General features: G+C 42.6%; 7 protein-coding genes and 1 pseudogene. 5 read left to right on the forward strand and 3 right to left on the reverse strand.

Annotated features, from left to right (window positions below):
- Window positions 1-4 precede the first annotated feature (4 nt).
- Both V7K76_RS20235 and V7K76_RS20240 read left to right on the forward strand, forming a co-directional pair.
- Window positions 5-1,285, forward strand: a complete 1,281-nt coding sequence (locus V7K76_RS20235; protein ID WP_334778902.1) for a sensor histidine kinase — start codon at window positions 5-7, stop codon at window positions 1,283-1,285.
- Between the two features lie 74 nt (window positions 1,286-1,359).
- Window positions 1,360-1,887 (forward strand): annotated as a pseudogene (locus V7K76_RS20240) (serine/threonine protein kinase); the annotation flags it as partial.
- Window positions 1,888-2,043: 156 nt separating this feature from the next.
- Here V7K76_RS20240 and V7K76_RS20245 read toward each other — a convergent pair.
- The gene (locus V7K76_RS20245; RefSeq protein WP_334950852.1) at window positions 2,044-6,672 is read right to left on the reverse strand and encodes a trifunctional serine/threonine-protein kinase/ATP-binding protein/sensor histidine kinase; all 4,629 of its coding nucleotides are present in this window, start codon (window positions 6,670-6,672) and stop codon (window positions 2,044-2,046) included.
- 230 nt (window positions 6,673-6,902) lie between these two features.
- Between V7K76_RS20245 and V7K76_RS20250 the strand changes: the two genes are divergently transcribed.
- Window positions 6,903-7,295, forward strand: coding sequence for a four helix bundle protein (locus V7K76_RS20250; RefSeq protein ID WP_334775313.1), 393 nt, complete (start codon window positions 6,903-6,905; stop codon window positions 7,293-7,295).
- Between the two features lie 67 nt (window positions 7,296-7,362).
- Here V7K76_RS20250 and V7K76_RS20255 read toward each other — a convergent pair whose 3' ends face one another.
- A complete protein-coding gene (locus V7K76_RS20255) occupies window positions 7,363-13,809 on the reverse strand; it encodes an ATP-binding sensor histidine kinase (RefSeq protein ID WP_335029972.1) in 6,447 nt (2,148 codons plus the stop codon).
- Window positions 13,810-14,892: 1,083 nt separating this feature from the next.
- Between V7K76_RS20255 and V7K76_RS20260 the strand changes: the two genes are divergently transcribed.
- Window positions 14,893-15,534 carry a hypothetical protein gene (locus tag V7K76_RS20260; protein ID WP_334775307.1) on the forward strand — a complete coding sequence of 214 codons (642 nt, stop codon included), beginning with the start codon at window positions 14,893-14,895 and terminating at the stop codon, window positions 15,532-15,534.
- A gap of 10 nt (window positions 15,535-15,544) precedes the next feature.
- Window positions 15,545-16,351 (forward strand): pentapeptide repeat-containing protein, encoded by an 807-nt coding sequence (locus tag V7K76_RS20265; RefSeq protein ID WP_334775306.1) that lies wholly within the window; start codon window positions 15,545-15,547, stop codon window positions 16,349-16,351.
- A 50-nt stretch (window positions 16,352-16,401) separates the two neighbouring features.
- Here the strand turns inward: V7K76_RS20265 and V7K76_RS20270 are convergent, their stop codons facing one another.
- Complete coding sequence (locus V7K76_RS20270) at window positions 16,402-16,932, reverse strand: Uma2 family endonuclease (RefSeq protein ID WP_335029973.1); 531 nt, start codon at window positions 16,930-16,932, stop codon at window positions 16,402-16,404.
- Window positions 16,933-17,460: the final 528 nt, after the last annotated feature.

Raw genomic sequence — 17,460 nt, forward strand, 5'->3', positions numbered from 1 at the left:
ACTTATGATTCTCCTATCTAAAACAGAAATTCTTGTAGTCGATGATTTGCGAGACAATCTGCGCTTATTGTCCAATCTCTTGCGGGAGCAAGGATACGAGGTGCGTACAGCCATCAATGGGACAATGGCACTGCGATCGGCTCAGTCAGAACCTCCCGCTCTGATTTTGCTGGATATCAATATGCCTGATATTGATGGCTATGAAGTCTGTCGCCAACTCAAAGCTTCTGAAGAGACTCGCAATATCCCGATAATTTTTATTAGTGCGCTCGATGATTCCCTAGACAAGGTAAAAGCATTTCATGTGGGCGGCGTGGACTACATCACTAAGCCTTTTCAGGTCGAAGAAATGTTGATTCGCATTGAAACCCAACTGAAGGTGCAACGCTTCACTCAAACCCTAGAACAGCAAGTTGAACAGCGAACTACTGAACTTTCCCAAGCTTTGCATCATCTCCAGCAAGCGCAGATCCAGTTAGTACAGCAGGAAAAGTTGTCTGCATTGGGCAATCTTATGGCTGGCGTGGCTCATGAGATTAACAATCCCATTGGCTTTATTGCGGGCAACTTGAATGAGGCACAGCAAAGGGTGCAAGAGTTAATGGAGCATCTAAATCTATATCGCGATCGCGCCCCAGAAGGAGATATTGCCAACCATGCTGAGGAGATTGATTTAGATTATCTTCTGAAAGATTTACCCAAGATGATTGACTCCATGAAAATGGGGTGCGATCGCCTCAAAAATATCAGCACTAGTTTAAGAACTTTCTCCCGTGCTGACAAAGATTATAAAGTGCCGTTTAATATTCACCAAGGCATTGATAGCACCATTCTCATTCTCAAACATCGTCTCAAGGCGAGTGAGCAACGCCCCGCCATTGAAGTGATTACAAACTACGGTAATTTACCTCAAATAGAATGCTTTCCTGGTCAATTAAATCAGGTATTTATGAATATATTAGCCAATGCTATTGATGCTTTAGAAGAATCAAATACTGGACGCATTTTTGAGGAAATTGAAGCCAATCCTAACTGCATTAAAATTACCACATTAGCAGCAGATAATGTAGTGAAAATTGCCATTTATGATAATGGTAAAGGAATGAGCGAAGAAGTTAAATCAAAAATATTTGACCATTTATTTACTACCAAAGCTGTTGGTAAAGGGACGGGATTGGGGTTGGCGATCGCTCGTCAAATTGTGGAAGAAACCCACGGCGGAAAATTGAGTTTTAATACTGTTATCAGTAAGGGTACAGAATTTATCATTGAAATTCCGGTATAATTTTTTGCGGTTTTTGGTAAACAAATTCAAATGTCTGGGAATACTAAATCTGGAAATATTCAGGATTTAGCAGCATGGTTAGCACTTTAGTCAGTATTCCTGGATATCACATCTATGATTTACTCTACAATGGTTCCAGAACCCTGGTTTATCGAGGCTATCGAGAGACTGACTCATTACCTGTAGTCATTAAGCTGCTGAAAAATCCTTATCCCAGTTTGGGCAAACTCTTGTCCTTTCGCAATCAGTATACCATTGCCAAAAATCTCAACTCACCGCTAATCGTCCAAACCTACAGTCTGGAACCCTACCAAAATGGCTATGCGCTGGTGATGGAAGACTTTGGGGGGATTTCTCTGAAAAATTATTTTACCTCTGAACAAAGGCCATATATCGCGTCTAGTGAAGAGTTTTTAGAAATAGCGATCGCACTATGCAACATCTTAGATACACTTTACCGCGAGCGGATTATTCATAAAGACATCAAACCTGCCAATATTTTAATTAATCCCGAAACTAAACAAGTTAAACTAATTGACTTCAGCATCGCCTCCCTATTACCACGGGAAACCCAAGAAATTCAAAATGCCAACGCCCTAGAGCGTAAAGGCAGAAATCATATGTCAGTACAAAGAGTGCGACAAAACACTTTACATACACTGAAAAACGTGCGAATACGGACATCTAGCTGGGTAGGCGCCTGTGTACAAACTTTAGATGTAAAAATTAGGTTTGTTTTTTCTTTATTTGATTTAAGACTAGAACGTACCTGAAATTCTAATAGGGATTTCAATGATAAATTCAGTACCTAGACCCAGAACAGAGTTAAAACTCAATTTTCCGCCGTGGGTTTCTTCCACAATTTGCCGAGCGATCGCCAACCCCAACCCCGTACCTTTACCAACCGCTTTTGTAGTAAATAAATGGTCAAATATTTTTGATTTTACTGATTCACTCATCCCCTTTCCATTATCAGTAATTGAAATTTTAAGTAGATCATTAGCTACTGAGGTTGTAATTGTAATGCAGTTAGGATTGACTTTAATTTGCTCAAAACTGCGTCCATGATTAGATTCTTCTAACGCATCAATAGCGTTTGCTAAAATATTCATAAATACCTGATTTAATTGACCAGGGAAACATTCAATTTGAGGTAAATTACTATAATTTGTGACAACTTCAATTAATGGACGTTGTTCATTGGCCTTGAGACGATGTTTGAGAATTAAAATTGTACTATCAATGCCTTGGTGGATATTGAAAGGCACTTTATAGTCTTGATCAGCACGAGAGAAAGTTCTTAAACTGGTGCTGATGTTTTTCAGCCTATCACACGCCATAGACATAGAATCAAGCATCTTGGGCAAGTCTTCTAAGCTATAATCCAAGTCGATTTCTTCGGCGTGGTCAAGGATTTCTTCACTTTTGTTGGGTAAACTTTCTTGATATAGTCCGAGATGTTCAACAATATTAGTAAACGTAGGTTTAGCAAGTTTTAGACTGGCAGCAATAAAACCAAGGGGATTATTCATTTCATGAGCTACACCAGCAACTAAATTACCCAATGCTGACATTTTTTCACTTTGAATCATTTGTAGTTGGGTTTGCTGCAAGTCTACTAGGGCTTGTTCTAACTGTTGAGACTTCTGGATAATGGCGGCTTCGGCTTTTTTGCCTAAAACCCGTTGCCATTCTGCCTCAACTAAATACCATTTATGGAGATGATTCATCGGAGCATTTTGCGCCCACTGTTGCAAAGTGGTTTGATGAGTTGACACGAAGGCGAGAATTTCGGCTTGCTCAGGCTCTGGCTGTGTGGGGAAAAGTGCTAAGTGTGTTAGGGCTGCATAGAAATGAAAAATGGGAGTAACAATCAAGCCTGATACTGCCATTAAATACTGTTTGGCTTGGCTACTATGGTCTATAGCAGCCGTGTAATTGCCAAAAAAGTAGGCCAGGAAAAGTTTGTAGATGTAAGCAAAAGCGATGGGAGTCAGGTCATTATCCTGATGATGCTTAGGAATCATCATCGTTTCATCGTAGGCACTACCAATTAAGCAATCCGAAAGAAAACCGACTTCCCTCAAGTTCTCCACTACCTGCTGCTTCATATCTAAATGACTCTGGGCAGAATATTGCTTTACCTCTGCCATAACGTCCCTGTAAGCTGTGATTTCGGCTTCCCAAGTAGCCAGTTCTACCCCAGCAAAAAAGTTAGCATCGAAGTAAGAACAAATGCTGTAGCCAGCGTTTAAAAAATCACCAGCTTCCATACCAATCCCATAGCCATCTTTCAGCGTTGGTATTGTTGCTCTCAGAGATTCCTGACGATGTTGAATAAAGCAGCCAAACAGAAATAGAACTGTGCATTTGAATTCTCGGACAGGAAATCGGTCAAGCAAATTTAGTGCTAATCGCCCAAAACTATAGCCTGTTTCCACATCTCCCAAAAAGTTACAAAGCACTATACCATGAACCACATACCCCACCGTTGATGCGGGTGCATTCCCAAAATCGAGGGATAAACTCACCATCGTCGCACTCAGTATGGGCAGTAATCCCGGCATTCCCTGGAAAATAGTTACATATAATGTTCCTAACAGTTGCATAGCTACCTGAGTCTGAGGATCGCTCATTACAGGTAGATCGACTATTTCCTCAATCCTTCTATCACTTTGAAAGCTGGCTACGTTCTGTAGTGCTTTGCTAATTTTGGCTTCGTCAGGTGCAGTGGGGAGTTCAACCCCCAGTTGCCCTAGTGCATCTCTTGCCACTGTAATGGCTTCTGCCATCTGGCTCTTGGCTGTCTGGGCGACGATTTGAATTTGGTAAATTTTGATTTTGTCTAAAATCGTTTCAGCTTTTTGTAACACCACTGCTGCTATTTTTTCCATGCCATCAAAATCAGCATTCAAATAAGCGGCTTCGGTAGCAGCAACATGGAGATTCAGAGTCAATTCATATTGATCTTGCCAGCAGTTGGCTGTCAATATGTCAATCCCTGTTTGCAAATAAACTCTTGCCGCAGTATAAGCTGTAGAATTTCTCGCTTTCACTCCAGCTTTGAAGTTAAGTTGGGCTAAATCTTCCCGTTCTTGCGGTTGGGTGATTAGCTCAATTCCTTGGTTTAAATGCAGGGCAATATCAAATAGTTTTTCTTCCAGTTCTACTTCCGAGGAACTGTGCAGTAGTAATTGTCCAATTTTCAGGTGAGTTGCTTGTTTTTGCTCATCGGGAATCAGGGAATAGGCAGCTTGCTGTACTCGGTCATGTAAGAATCTATATTTGGCTATTTGTTTACTGGTATTCTGATCTGACAGCGCTAATTGCTCGTGTTCTTCTCCTTGATAAAACTTATAAACATCACTAATCGGTAAAATCAACCCTTCTTGCAACGCTTTCCACAAATCTGAAGCCGTTTCGATTTGGGATTGTTCAGAAGCAATTGCCAAAGTTTCTAAATCAAACTGGTTGCCAATACAAGCAGCTAATTGTAATACCTGTTGAGTTGATTGTGGTAGTTTTCGCAATTGAAAACTCATAAAAATCACAACATCATCTGTAACGGCTTCCTGATTTACTTGTACAATGTCACATTGCCAAAAACCTGACTCAAAATTAAATTCAATTAGCCTATCCTGATGCAATGCTTTGAGAAACTGGGTTGCAAAAAACGGATTACCTTGAGTTTTTTGATAGACTAATTGAGAAAGATTCCATGCCAAACTTTCGTTACATTTAAGTGTATCAGCAACTAATTGATTCACTATGACTTGGTTTAGTGGTGCTAAAGTAATCGTATTAATCGTTGCTTGGTTTTTTCGAATCTCACTCAAAGTCAACATCAATGGATGTGCTGGGTTGACTTCGTTATCACGGTACGCACCAATTAACAGCATATGCTTTGTATCAGCCATCAATAGCTGTATTAACTTCAGCGATGCTGAATCTGCCCATTGCAAATCATCTAAAAACATCACTAAGGGATGTTCAGTACTGGTAAAAACTTGGATAAATTTTTGAAACAATAAATTAAATCTATTTTCCGCCGCCGTTCCTGATAATTCTATGGCGGCTGGTTGTTCACCAATAATTCTTGATAATTCGGGGATAACTTCAATAATTACTTGTCCATTTTCTCCAACTGCCTCTAATATTTGGTTTCTCCATTGCTGGATTTGGATATCACTTTCAGTTAACAATTGTCCAATTAAATCCCGGAATGCTTGTACAAAGGCGCTGAAGGGAATATTTCGTTGAAATTGGTCATATTTACCTTTGATAAAATAACCGCGTTGGCGCACAATCGGTTTATGAACTTCGTTGACAACCGCAGTTTTTCCAATCCCTGAAAATCCAGTTACCAGCATCATTTCTACCCCCCTATGTCCCCCCTTACTAAGGGGGGATTGAGGGGGGTTAGCAACTCTATCAAATGCTTGGATTAGGGTTGATACTTCGGTTTCTCGTCCATAGAGTTTATCAGGGATGATGAAGCGATCGCACACATCCCTCTGTGCAATCTCAAAATCCTTTATTATACCATCAACTTGTAGCTGATGTAAACAATTTTCTAAATCAAACTTCAATCCCAATGCACTTTGATATCTGTCTTCAGCATTTTTTGCCATCAATTTCATGACAATATCACAGAGTACTTGGGGAATCTCTTCCCTGTTCCCTACTAATGCCATAGGCATTTTAGCAATATGAGAATGTACCAACTCCATCGGATCGTTTGACGCAAAAGGTAACTTGTCTGCAAGTAACTCGTAAAATGTTATACCTAAAGAATAAAAATCAGTTCGGTAGTCAATCCCCCGATTCATTCTGCCTGTTTGTTCTGGAGAAATGTAAGCGAGTGTACCTTCTAATATATTGGGATTAATTAGTGTCTGTGTTTCCCGTGGTAGTAAAGATGCAATACTAAAATCGATTAATTTAACTTGTTTAGTTTCGGGATTAATTAAAATATTGGCGGGTTTGATATCTTTGTGAATAATCCGCTCCTGGTAGAGTATATCTAAGGTATTGCACAGTGCGATCGCTATTTCTAAAAACTCCATCAGAGATTCTATGCTTCCCCCTACTCTCCAATCTTTGAGAGAAATCCCCCCAAAGTCTTCCATCACCAACGCATAACCATTTTGGTATGGTTCCAGGCTATAAGTTTGGATGATAAGTGGTGAGTTAAGATTTTTAGCTATGGTGTACTGATTGCGAAACGACAAGAGTTCATTGAAGCTGGGATAAGGGTTTTTCAGCAGTTTAATCACTACAGGTAACGAGTCAGTCTCTCGATACCCTCGATAAACTAGGGTTCTGGAACCAGAGTAGAGTAAATCATAGATGCGATATCCCGGAATACTGACTAAAGTGCTAACCATACTGCTAAATCCTGAATATTTCCAGATTTAGTATTCCCAAAAAAGATCCCCGACAACTTGCGTGAAGTCGGGGTTCTGAACCCTAAACCTGCATTTCTCACAAGTGATAAATTCAGGGAGTGTGGGGGGTGTGGGGGTGTGGGAGGTGTGGGAGGTGTGGGGGGTGTGGGGGTGTGGGGGGTGTGGGGGGTGTGGGAAGATAAAGAGGAGAGCGGTCGCAATTTAAGATGATGGAAGAAAAAGGGAAAAAATATTTTAGAACTCATGAGGATTTAGCCATTTATCAATTGGCATTTGAAACAGCGATGCAAATTTTTGAACATTCTAAAAAGTTTCCAGTTGAAGAGAAATATTCAAAAACCTTTCAAATTCGTCGCTCGTCTCGTTCAGTCTGTGCTAATTTGGCAGAGGCTTGGAGAAAACGAAGATATAGAGCTGCTTTTGTCGCTAAACTGAATGATTGTGAATCGGAAGCGGCAGAAACTCAAGTTTGGTTAAAGTTTGCCGTGAAATGTCAGTACCTCACAGTTGAACAAGGAAGAGAACTCTACGCTCCTTACAATCAAGTCCTTAGTGGGTTAGTCAAGATGATTACCCATCCAGATGATTGGTTACTTGACTAAATTCCCACACCTCCCACACCTCCCACACTCCCCACACCCCCCACCCTATGAGTGAGAAATTCGGGTACTATAACGGAATTTCAATGATAAATTCAGTACCTAGACCCAGAACAGAGTTAAAACTCAATTTTCCGCCGTGGGTTTCTTCAACGATTTTACGAGCGATCGCTAATCCTAATCCTGTACCTTTACCAACAGCTTTTGTAGTAAATAAATGTCCAAATATTTTTGATTTTGTTTGTTCACTCATCCCATTACCATTATCAATAATTGCAACTCTAACGAGATTTTTTAATACTGAAGTAGTAATTTTAATTCGATTGTGTTTTGCTTGAATTTCTGCCAAACTCCGCCCAAGATTTGACTCATCTAAAGCATCAATTGCATTGGCAATAATATTCATAAATACCTGATTCAATTGTCCAGGGAAACACTCAACTTGAGGTAAGTTGCCATAATCAGTGATTACTTCAATTGCTGGACGTTGTTCATTAGCTTTGAGACGATGTTTCAAAATTAAAATCGTGCTGTCGATGCCTTGGTGGATATTAAATGGCACTTTATAATCTCTGTCAGCACGGGAAAAAGTTCGCAAACTGGTGCTAATATTTTTCAGGCGATCGCACGCTATAGTCATGGAATCAATTATCTTGGGCAAGTCTTCTAAACTATAATCCAAGTCGATTTCTTCGGCGTGGTTAAGAATTTTGTCATTTTTGTGAGGTAAACTTTCTTGATATAGTGCCAGATGTTCAACAATATCAGCGATGCTAGGTTTAACTTGTTTGAGACTAGCAGCAATAAAACCAAGAGGATTATTCATTTCATGAGCCACACCTGCAACTAAATTGCCCAGTGCAGACATTTTTTCACTCTGCACCATTTGTAATTGGGCGTTTTGCAAATCATTCAATGCTTGTTGTAAATCTTGTGATTTTTGCTGTAAGGCAAATTCAGCTTGTTTGCGATCGCTAATATCTCGCATCACAACTACTGCACCGAGTTTGTTACCCGAAGAATCGATGATCGCTTGTCCACTGGCTAACAAGATTCTTTTAGAACCATGATTTGGTGCAATTACCATTTCGGCATTTTCGACGATTTCTCCTTGCAAGGCGCGAAACAGTGGAATTTCCTTGGTTGATAAGGGTGTTTGCCCATCAGGTTGATAGAGATTGAAGTGTTCTCCCCATTGTTCTGGTGGTAATGATTCTATTGGTAAGCCATGAAATTCACGAGTTGCTTTGTTAAATAGAGTCAATTCGCCACTAGCATCACAAACAACAATCCCATCGGTAATATTGTGAATGATGGCATTTAAAAACTCTCGTTCTTTGGCTAGAGATGTTTCGGCTTGTTTGCGTAAGTGAAGTTCCTCGTAGACATTGCTAATATCAATTACTACCCCATCCCAGATGATTGAGCCATCGGCTTGTCGCTCTGGCCGAGCCGCAGATTGAATCCATTTTACGGTTCCTGAAGGTAGGATAATCCGCCATTCTTGTTCAAATGGTGTGAGATTTTGGGCAGATTCGGCGATCGCTTGAGCAATCCTTGGTTGATCATCAGGATGATGCATGGCGTAAAGGCTATGCGTCCCCGCCATTACTGATTCTGGCTCTAATCCATACAAATCGAGACAGCCAGAGCTAGCGTATGGTGTTGAAGTTGAACCGTCAGCCGCTAGACGAAATTGGTACACCATCCCAGGAATATTATTCGCCAAATTTTGGAAGCGGATTTCAGTAGCTTGCAATTTCGCTAGAGATTGTTCTAACTGTTGAGCATAGTTTTGGGAATTTCGATAAAGTCGGGCATTTTCCAGAGAAATCGCCGCTTGAGCGCAAAGTAAGTTGAGCAGTTGGACGCGATCGCTGGTAAAGACTCCGGTTGCTAAATTGTTTTCTAAATACAATATGCCCAGCAACTTACCCTGATGCAAAATTGGGCTGCACAAGATACTTTTGGGCTGTTGTCGTTGAATATACGAGTCATTGATTAATTGTGGATACACCGTAGCATCAACAATTACCGCAGGTTGTAGGCTGCGTTTGACGGTATTAATTAAGCCAACTGGCACATCAGGTGAGTCTTCAACAGACTGTGGGTTGAGCAACATTGGATAAAAATCGACTTTAGCAGCCTGGTTCGCTACACCGCTCAAAGAAAGCTGTGCTAACGCCTGAATTAGCAAACGATCTGACTCCAAAAGCATGAACACACACTTATCGGCTCCGGCATTTTCAATGACGATATGCAGTAATGCTTTTAGCAATTTTTCGAGTTCGATTTCCCCAGAAAGGGTTTGGTAAGCTTTGAGAATGGCGGCTAAATCTAAAGCAACAGAGACGGTGCTACTGCTGGAGCTGGCGGAACAAGTGGAGGTGACACTCCCCAATGTAAAGATAGTTTCGTTAGTTGAAAGAGGAGAAGGAGTTTGTTCAAGGATGGGGGCAAGAAGTTGGGGATAGCGTCCTTCCAAGTCGGCAACTTTGGCTTTAGCGCCCCAACGCGCATAGCCGTAGTAGGCTTGGGTGATGTATTCCTGGGCAATGCGCTGTTTGCCCCAATCGAGGTAAAATTTGGCGGCTAGTTCATTGGCCAGAGATGCTTCTTGGATGTAACCGTTTTCTTTGGCTTCGGTGATGGCGCGATCGTACAAATCTGTGGCGTTAGCTTTTTCACCTAGAACTCGACACCGTTCTGCGGCAACTAGCGCCCAACGGTGAGCCTGATTGCTGGGTGCATGAAATGCCCACTCCTGAAGTTTCTCCTGATGGGCAGAAACCTTATCTAGAATAGCTGCTTGCTCTGTGTGACTGACAGTTGGATAAATCGCTAATTGCACCAGCGCATCATAGAAGGAGAAGAGTGGAATATGCATCAGTCCTCCTGCTATGCCCAAATATTGTTCTGTCAAACGGGCATTTAAGAGCGCTTGTTCATAGCGATGGAACAGATAGGAAAGGAGCAGTTTATTGAAATAAAGTTGATAGAGCGCCAGCAGTTGATTACCTTGGAGATGAAGCTGAATCATCTCATCTTCATCATAGTCTTTGCTACACAATCGATCTGGTTCATCCGTAGGTTGCAGCAAATTGAGTACCGCTTGATAGTAAATACTTTGAATGCGAAAATAGCCATGCTGACGGAATTGCTGGATGACTTTGCGGTGTTCATCCATCGTCTGTTTGAGAGCAGAAAGTTCCTGCCCGCAGAAATAAGCGGTGTAGCCGTAGCCTAAGAGGCTGAGGGCAACATACTCAAGATCGCCCGTTTCTAGTCCACTGGCGTAAGCTTGTAGATACCCGGTTAGCGTGTCTTTCGCGGGTTCTCGCCAATGTGCGAGGGAGGTGTTGAATCCAAAAATGGTTTTAGCTGCGAGCTTGGGAGCATCAATGCGCTGCAACAGGTTCATTCCTAATTGCCCAAAGCGATAGCCTGCATCAATATCTTTCAAAATAGCAACCAACATCAACCCATACTGGACATAACCATAGGTTGACTCCGTTGTATTTCCGTATTGCACGGATAAATCGACTTGAACAAAGATGAGCAAGGGCAACAGGTTTGGAGCAACTTGATAAGCAACAGACATGATGTTGGATATAATAATCATTGCTGCTTTTTGCTCCGGTGCAGTCATTTCGGGTAACTCCAGCAATGATTCAATCGATCGCTGTCCCAGAAGTGTTTGGGTGTGTTCAAGCCCCTGCTTGATTTCTACCTGGGTAGGTTGCTCTGGCAAATATACCCCCAGTTGATTTAGCACTTCTTGCGCCAGCCGCAATGCTTCTAGATGTTGATTTTGGGCGATGCAAGCTTGGATTTTCGCTTGATAGGTAGTGACGCGATCGAGCCAGGAATGGGCATGAGTCAGGACAATTTCTGCTAACTGTTCCATCTGGGCAAAATCGGTGTTGAGGTAAGCTGCCTCTGTTGCACCTTCATAAAGGGCGAGACACAGCTGATATTGATGTTGCCAGCGATCGCCCAGAAGCAGGTCAATGCCCGCGATAAAATAGGCGAGAGCAGCACTGTAAGCCGTTGCTGCTCTGGCTTTGCGTCCGGCAGCAAGATTTAACTCGGTGAGTTCATGGCGTTGAGATGGTTGAGTAATCAGAGATTGCCCGACATTGAGATGATTGACGATATCAAACAATTTTTCGCCCCGATCGTTGAGCGAAGTCTTCTGCAACAACAGTTGCCCAATTTTGAGATGAGTTGCCTGTTTTTGCTCCTCTGGGATGAGGGAATAAGCGGCTTGTTGGACGCGATCGTGCAAGAATTTGTAACCTGTCATTTGTCCTTGGTCATTTGTCATTTGTAAATGACTAGTCACTAATGAGGAATCCTGATAAAACTTGTAAATTTCATTGATGGGAATGATAAATCCTTCTTGCAATGCTTTCCACAAGTCCGAAGCGGTTTCCGTCTCTGACTTTTCAGAAACGATCGCTAACGTCGCCAAATCAAACTGATTACCGATACAAGCTGCCAGTTTCAAAACATCTTGAGTGATATCGGGCAATTTCTGAAGCTGTTGGGCCATAAATTCCACCACATCATCGGTGATAGCGATCGCTCGTACTTGCGTCACATCACATTGCCACCCCCCTTGATTTCCCCCCTTGCTAAGGGGGGACTGAGGAGGGTCAAAGGTAATCAGCCCATCCTCATGTAGCGCTTTCAAAAACTGAGTCGTGAAAAAGGGATTACCTTTAGCTTTTTGATAAACCAACTCCGTTAACGGCAATGCTTGTTCTGTTGCACAACTGAGGGAATCGGCGATTAAGTGGTTCACATCTGCTTGACTCAAGGGAAATAGAGTCAGAGTATTGATGTGAGAGGACTGGGGACTGGGGATTGGGGATTGGGGAAGCAATTCTTTTAAGATTTGCTTGGGGTCTGAATCTACATACTTATCTTGGCAATCCCCAGTCCCTAGTTTGATTTCATCTAGGGTCAATATGAGTGGATGAGCTGCAAATACTTCGTTATCGCGGTACGCACCAATAATCAATAGATAGCCGCAATCCCTCTGGGACATCAACAGCTTCAGCAAATTGAGTGATGCCAAATCTGCCCACTGTAAATCATCGAGAAACATCACCAACGGATGCTCTGGTGTGGTAAAAACTTGAATAAACTTTTGAAACAGCAGATTGAAACGGTTCTGTGCCGCACTACCCGATAATTCTGCGATCGCAGGCTGTTTACCTATAATCTGCTCCAGTTCTGGAATCACCTCGATCAGGAGTTGCCCATTATCTCCAACTGCTGCTAAAATCTTACTCTGCCATTGCTCTAGTTGGCGATCGCTTTCACTAAGCAACTGTCCCATCAAATCACGAAAGGCTTGGACAAAAGCAGACAGAGGAATGTTGCGGTTGAATTGGTCGTATTTGCCCTTGATGAAGTAGCCGTTCCACCGCACAATCGGCTTATGCACTTCATTGACAACTGCGGTTTTGCCAATGCCAGAGAAACCTGCCACTAACATCAGTTGGGAGCCACCATTGGCAACATGGCCAAATGCTTCCAGTAACGTCTGTACTTCCGATTCCCGTCCGTAAAGTTTTTCGGGAATGAGAAAGCGATCGCTAATATCTCGCTGTCCCAACTCAAACCAAGTGTGCTTACCTGTTTCTTGCCACTGTTCTAAGCAGGTAACAAAGTCATGTTTCAGTCCCATAGTACTCTGATAGCGGTCTTCGGCATTCTTCGCCATCAGTTTGCGGATAATCTCGCCCAGCATCAAGGGCAAATCGGGGTTGAAATCGCAGACAATGGGTGGAAGTTTTGCAATGTGGCAATGCACCAACTCCATCGGTTCATGGGATTCAAAGGGCAATTTTCCGCTCAGTAGTTCAAAGAAAGTCACGCCTAATGAATAAAAGTCACTGCGGTAGTCAATACCCCTGTTCATCCGTCCAGTTTGTTCTGGCGACAGATAGGCTAGCGTTCCCTCCAACCCGTTGGGACTTTGGATTTCTTGGGTTTCTCGTGGTAAGAGTGAGGCAATACTGAAATCAATCAGCTTGATTTCTTTCGTGTCAGGGTGAATTAAGATGTTGGCTGGTTTAATATCTTTGTGAATGACGCGCTGTTGATGTAACTGGTGTAAGGTGTCTAGCAGTTGCAGAGCAATGGGTAAAAATTGCTCTAATGTCAGTGTTTTTCCTTGAGTAAATTGCCGCAAGGAAACGCCACCAAAGTCCTCCATCACTAGGGCATAGCCATTGTGATAGGCTTCCAGGCTGTAGGGTTTGATAATGTTGGCAATATCTAGATTTTTAGCGATCGCATATTGGTTGCGAAACTGTACTAATTCGCTAAAAGTTGGGTATTCTCGTTTTAAGAGCTTGATGACAACTGGTAGGCGTTGGCGAAGCCCACCGAAGGTATCACATTCCCGAATTGCCCGATACACTTGGGTACGAGAACCTGAATAAAGTTGCTCTATAACTTCATACCCAGCAATCTTAAAAGTTCCATCAACTTTTGCGCTCATAAACTTTTACGAAAATTTCTGTATACATAGCGTTATAATTCCCATGACAATCTCTTGGTTAACAAATGTTAGGGGATTGGGGATTGGGGATTAGGAACTGGGGACTGGGGATAGAGTTTTAAGGGGAGCATCCCAAATGTGCAAAAACCTTGATAGCCCTCATCCCCTAACCCCTTCTCCCAAATATGAGAGAAGGGGAACTAGAGTTATGTCTCCCCTCTCCCATGTTTGGGAGAGGGGCTGGGGGTGAGGGAAAAGATTTAAGCAAAATTGGGATGCTCTGGTTTTAAGGCGAGAATATTTTAATTTTTTCGCTTAACTTCGGGCGAAAGCGCGTAGCGGGACGTACCGCTACGGGGATCTTGCTACGCGGTAGCGTCTCGTAGAGAAGCCAGACAAGCCTCTCGTAGAGAAGGCTTTACGCTGCGCTAGCAAAATTCAAAATTAAATAAATTTCAGACGGGGATTTAAACTCTTTAATTTACGATAAATCTAGGGGATTGAAGTAAGAGGGCAGAAGTACGAAGGCAGGAGGCTCAGTTGGAACCCACGTTTAAAAACGTGGGATTGATCTTGGACGCTTTGTATCTCGTGGCACTTTCCGCGACGCTCGTAGACTCGCTAACGCTGCGCTATCGATACAATTCTTTTTTTTAACTGGGCAATAACCCAGAACTAAAGTTTTTATTAATACTTCTTTCATAAAAGCCTTCTGCCTTCTGCCCTCTGCCTTTCTTGTAAGAGGATGTTTGAAAAGTCCTCTCGGTGGTAGCAAAACGTTTTAGATCCTCGGTTGAGAGATGTTGCAGAAATATTTGGGGTAAAACTGGGGTAATCTAAAAGGGTCAAGGTGTTTACAAAGCAGCTGTGTTAAACAAAAATTATGTCGTCCGATCAAAGTAGATTTTATCCCACGACGACGATGGTCTTCTAAACAAGCATTGGCTTCTATAATTGCAATTTGACACACGGGTGTAGATCCGTTAAACGGATTTTGCGCTCTTTTATACCCTATCTTGTCAAGTTAGGCGCTTATATCCTACATATAGATAACTTTTACCCTCACCACTGGAGAGCAAAATCTTGGGCATAGAATTACGCAGTTTCGTATTTCTCGACAACCTGCAACCTCAACATGCAGCATATATGGGAACAGTAGCCCAAGGCTTCTTACCATTACCAGGAGATACATCACTGTGGATTGAAATCTCTCCTGGTATTGAAATTAATAAAATTACGGATATAGCCCTGAAATCTGCCTCTGTCCGTCCAGGAGTACTGGTAGTTGAACGACTATACGGACTATTGGAAGTTCATTCTAGCTCCCAAGGGGAAACGCGAGCTGCTGGTCAAGCAATTTTGGCGTTCCTGGGAGTCAAAAAAGAGGAATGTCTTAAACCGCGTGTTATTTCTAGTCAGATTATCCGCAACATCGATGCTTATCAAACACAACTGATTAATCGCACGCGCCGGGGACAGCTACTACTAGCAGGACAAACACTATATGTATTAGAAGTGGAACCTGCTGCTTATGCCGCACTGGCTGCCAATGAAGCGGAGAAAGCAGCGAGGATTAACATTCTTGAAGTTCAAGCTGTAGGTAGTTTTGGACGGCTTTACTTAGGTGGACAAGAACAGGATATTCTAGCAGGTGCGGCAGGAGCGTTAACAGCCATTGAAAGTGTCGCTGGTCGGGTAAATTCTTTGGGTGGGCGTCAGGAGTAAAAGAGAGAAAATGGCAAATCGAGAGCATCTAACTTTACTCAAAGCAGGTGCAGTGATATGGATTGAGTGGAGAAAGAAAAATCCCCAAATTGAACCAGACCTCAGCGCCGCAAATCTGCAAGGCGATAACCTCAGAGGCGCAAACCTCCAGGGAGTAAACTTGAGGAGGGTAGATTTGGGTAATGCTTTACTCGTACGAGCAAACCTCAGTGGTGCTGACCTCAGTAGTGCCAATCTCTACAAAGCCTTTCTGAATGAAGCGAACCTCAGTGCGGCTAACTTCAGTGTTGCTAATTTGAGTGGTGCTATACTCAAACATGCAGATTTGAGCCATGCTAATCTGATTGGAGCAGACTTGAGTGGGGTTGATCTTAGAGGCGCTGCGATCGCATCTGCTAATCTCATTGGCACTGATTTAAGAGGCGCTAACTTGAGAGATGCCGATTTAGGTGCAGCAAAATTGATGCGGACTAACCTCTCTTTCGCTAACCTCATTGAAGCTAACTTGATTGATGCTGATCTGAGCGAAGCAAGTTTGTACGAAGCGGAAATGTTGGGAGCTTATCTTTACAAAGCTGACTTTTACAAAGCTAATTTGAACAAGGCTCACCTAACTGGTGCCTACCTATTGCGGGCTAACCTCAGTGAAGCTGACTTGAGTCAAGCTAACTTGAGTTGGACTAACCTCAGAGGTGCAAATTTGGCAGGAGCGAATCTTAGAGGAGCTAACCTCAGAGGAGCCGACCTTAGGGGAGCTAACCTCAGCAGCGTTAATCTTCAGGAAGCAATTATGCCTGACGCTTCAAAGCACAATTAGTTTACAAGAAAAAAATAATTGACTTTTTACTTCTTAATATAACTCTGTATTTACCTGCGAGTCATAGCCATCACCGCGTTAACCGTAAGCTCCGGTAAATCCCCCAAGGTTGGTAAAATATCTTCTGCGGAACGAACCACTGGTAGATCATCTCCAAGCCATACCCAAATCTGTTGGCGAGTTATATCTATTAGCCAAGCTAATTCTGTTCCGTTGCTGAGACAGTGGAGAATTTTGTTTTGCAAGTCTAGGGTGCTTTGGTCAGGAGAGCGAATTTCAATTAACCAGTCAGGCGCTCCCTCTAGAGGGCTATCTTTATCGTCAAGGCGATCGCAAGCTATAACGGAAATATCTGGTACTGGGGAGTAGGGAGGGATAATACAACGCAGTTCTTGCACAGCTTCAAACTGCTCGGTATGACTATTTATGTAGTTTACTAAATTACGTTGTAGCCGCGAGTGGAAAAGGGTTAGTGTTGGTTTTTCCAGCACTTGCCCGTTAATTAACTCCCATGCGGGGGAAGCCTCAATGTTAGGTTGAGAGAGAAACTCGGCTAAAGGGGTCGCTGCAACTGACTTCATCACTTATGAGAGCATAGATTCTTGCCGCACTTTTATATTAAACTACTTCCAACTCAAGAATAGTATGTAGGGAACCGGATTAACAATTCAAAATTCAAAATTCAAAATTAGGGACTTCCAAGAAATAAATTACCCAATCTTGTGGGGTGGGCAACATGAGCGCCCACATACAAGGGCTATCGTGTCGCCCACCCCACAAGAAGTAGTTGAGTATTTTTTTATTTGGAAGTCCCTTAAAGAAGTCCTCCAATTTATTGGAGGATTTAGAGGGATCTCCAACTTTTGATATCGACAAGGGGACTTTTAAAACATCTTCTCAGGGATAATCCTTGTTATACAGCAGCCAACACGGAGAAATTAATATGACCGAAAATGACTCATGATACAGAGCAACTAAATTTATTTATGGAGAAGCAAAAAAATGTATTTTGAGACGCACAACGCATCGCGTTTCGCGTCTCCCCTTGGGAGAAGAAATACGAAGTCCGTTTACAGAGCAACTAAATTTATTTATGGGGATCAATAATG

Source organism: Nostoc sp. (assembly GCF_036917975.1).
In the GTDB taxonomy this organism is placed as follows: Bacteria; Cyanobacteriota; Cyanobacteriia; order Cyanobacteriales; family Nostocaceae; genus Nostoc.

What these genes read in the sequence shown, in the direction of transcription:
- V7K76_RS20235 (WP_334778902.1), top strand. Translation starts at nt 5, where the DNA reads ATGATTCTCCTATCTAAAACAGAAATTCTTGTAGTCGATGATTTGCGA.
- V7K76_RS20245 (WP_334950852.1), bottom strand. Translation starts at nt 6,672, where the DNA reads ATGGTTAGCACTTTAGTCAGTATTCCGGGATATCGCATCTATGATTTA.
- V7K76_RS20250 (WP_334775313.1), top strand. Translation starts at nt 6,903, where the DNA reads ATGGAAGAAAAAGGGAAAAAATATTTTAGAACTCATGAGGATTTAGCC.
- V7K76_RS20255 (WP_335029972.1), bottom strand. Translation starts at nt 13,809, where the DNA reads ATGAGCGCAAAAGTTGATGGAACTTTTAAGATTGCTGGGTATGAAGTT.
- V7K76_RS20265 (WP_334775306.1), top strand. Translation starts at nt 15,545, where the DNA reads ATGGCAAATCGAGAGCATCTAACTTTACTCAAAGCAGGTGCAGTGATA.
- V7K76_RS20270 (WP_335029973.1), bottom strand. Translation starts at nt 16,932, where the DNA reads ATGAAGTCAGTTGCAGCGACCCCTTTAGCCGAGTTTCTCTCTCAACCT.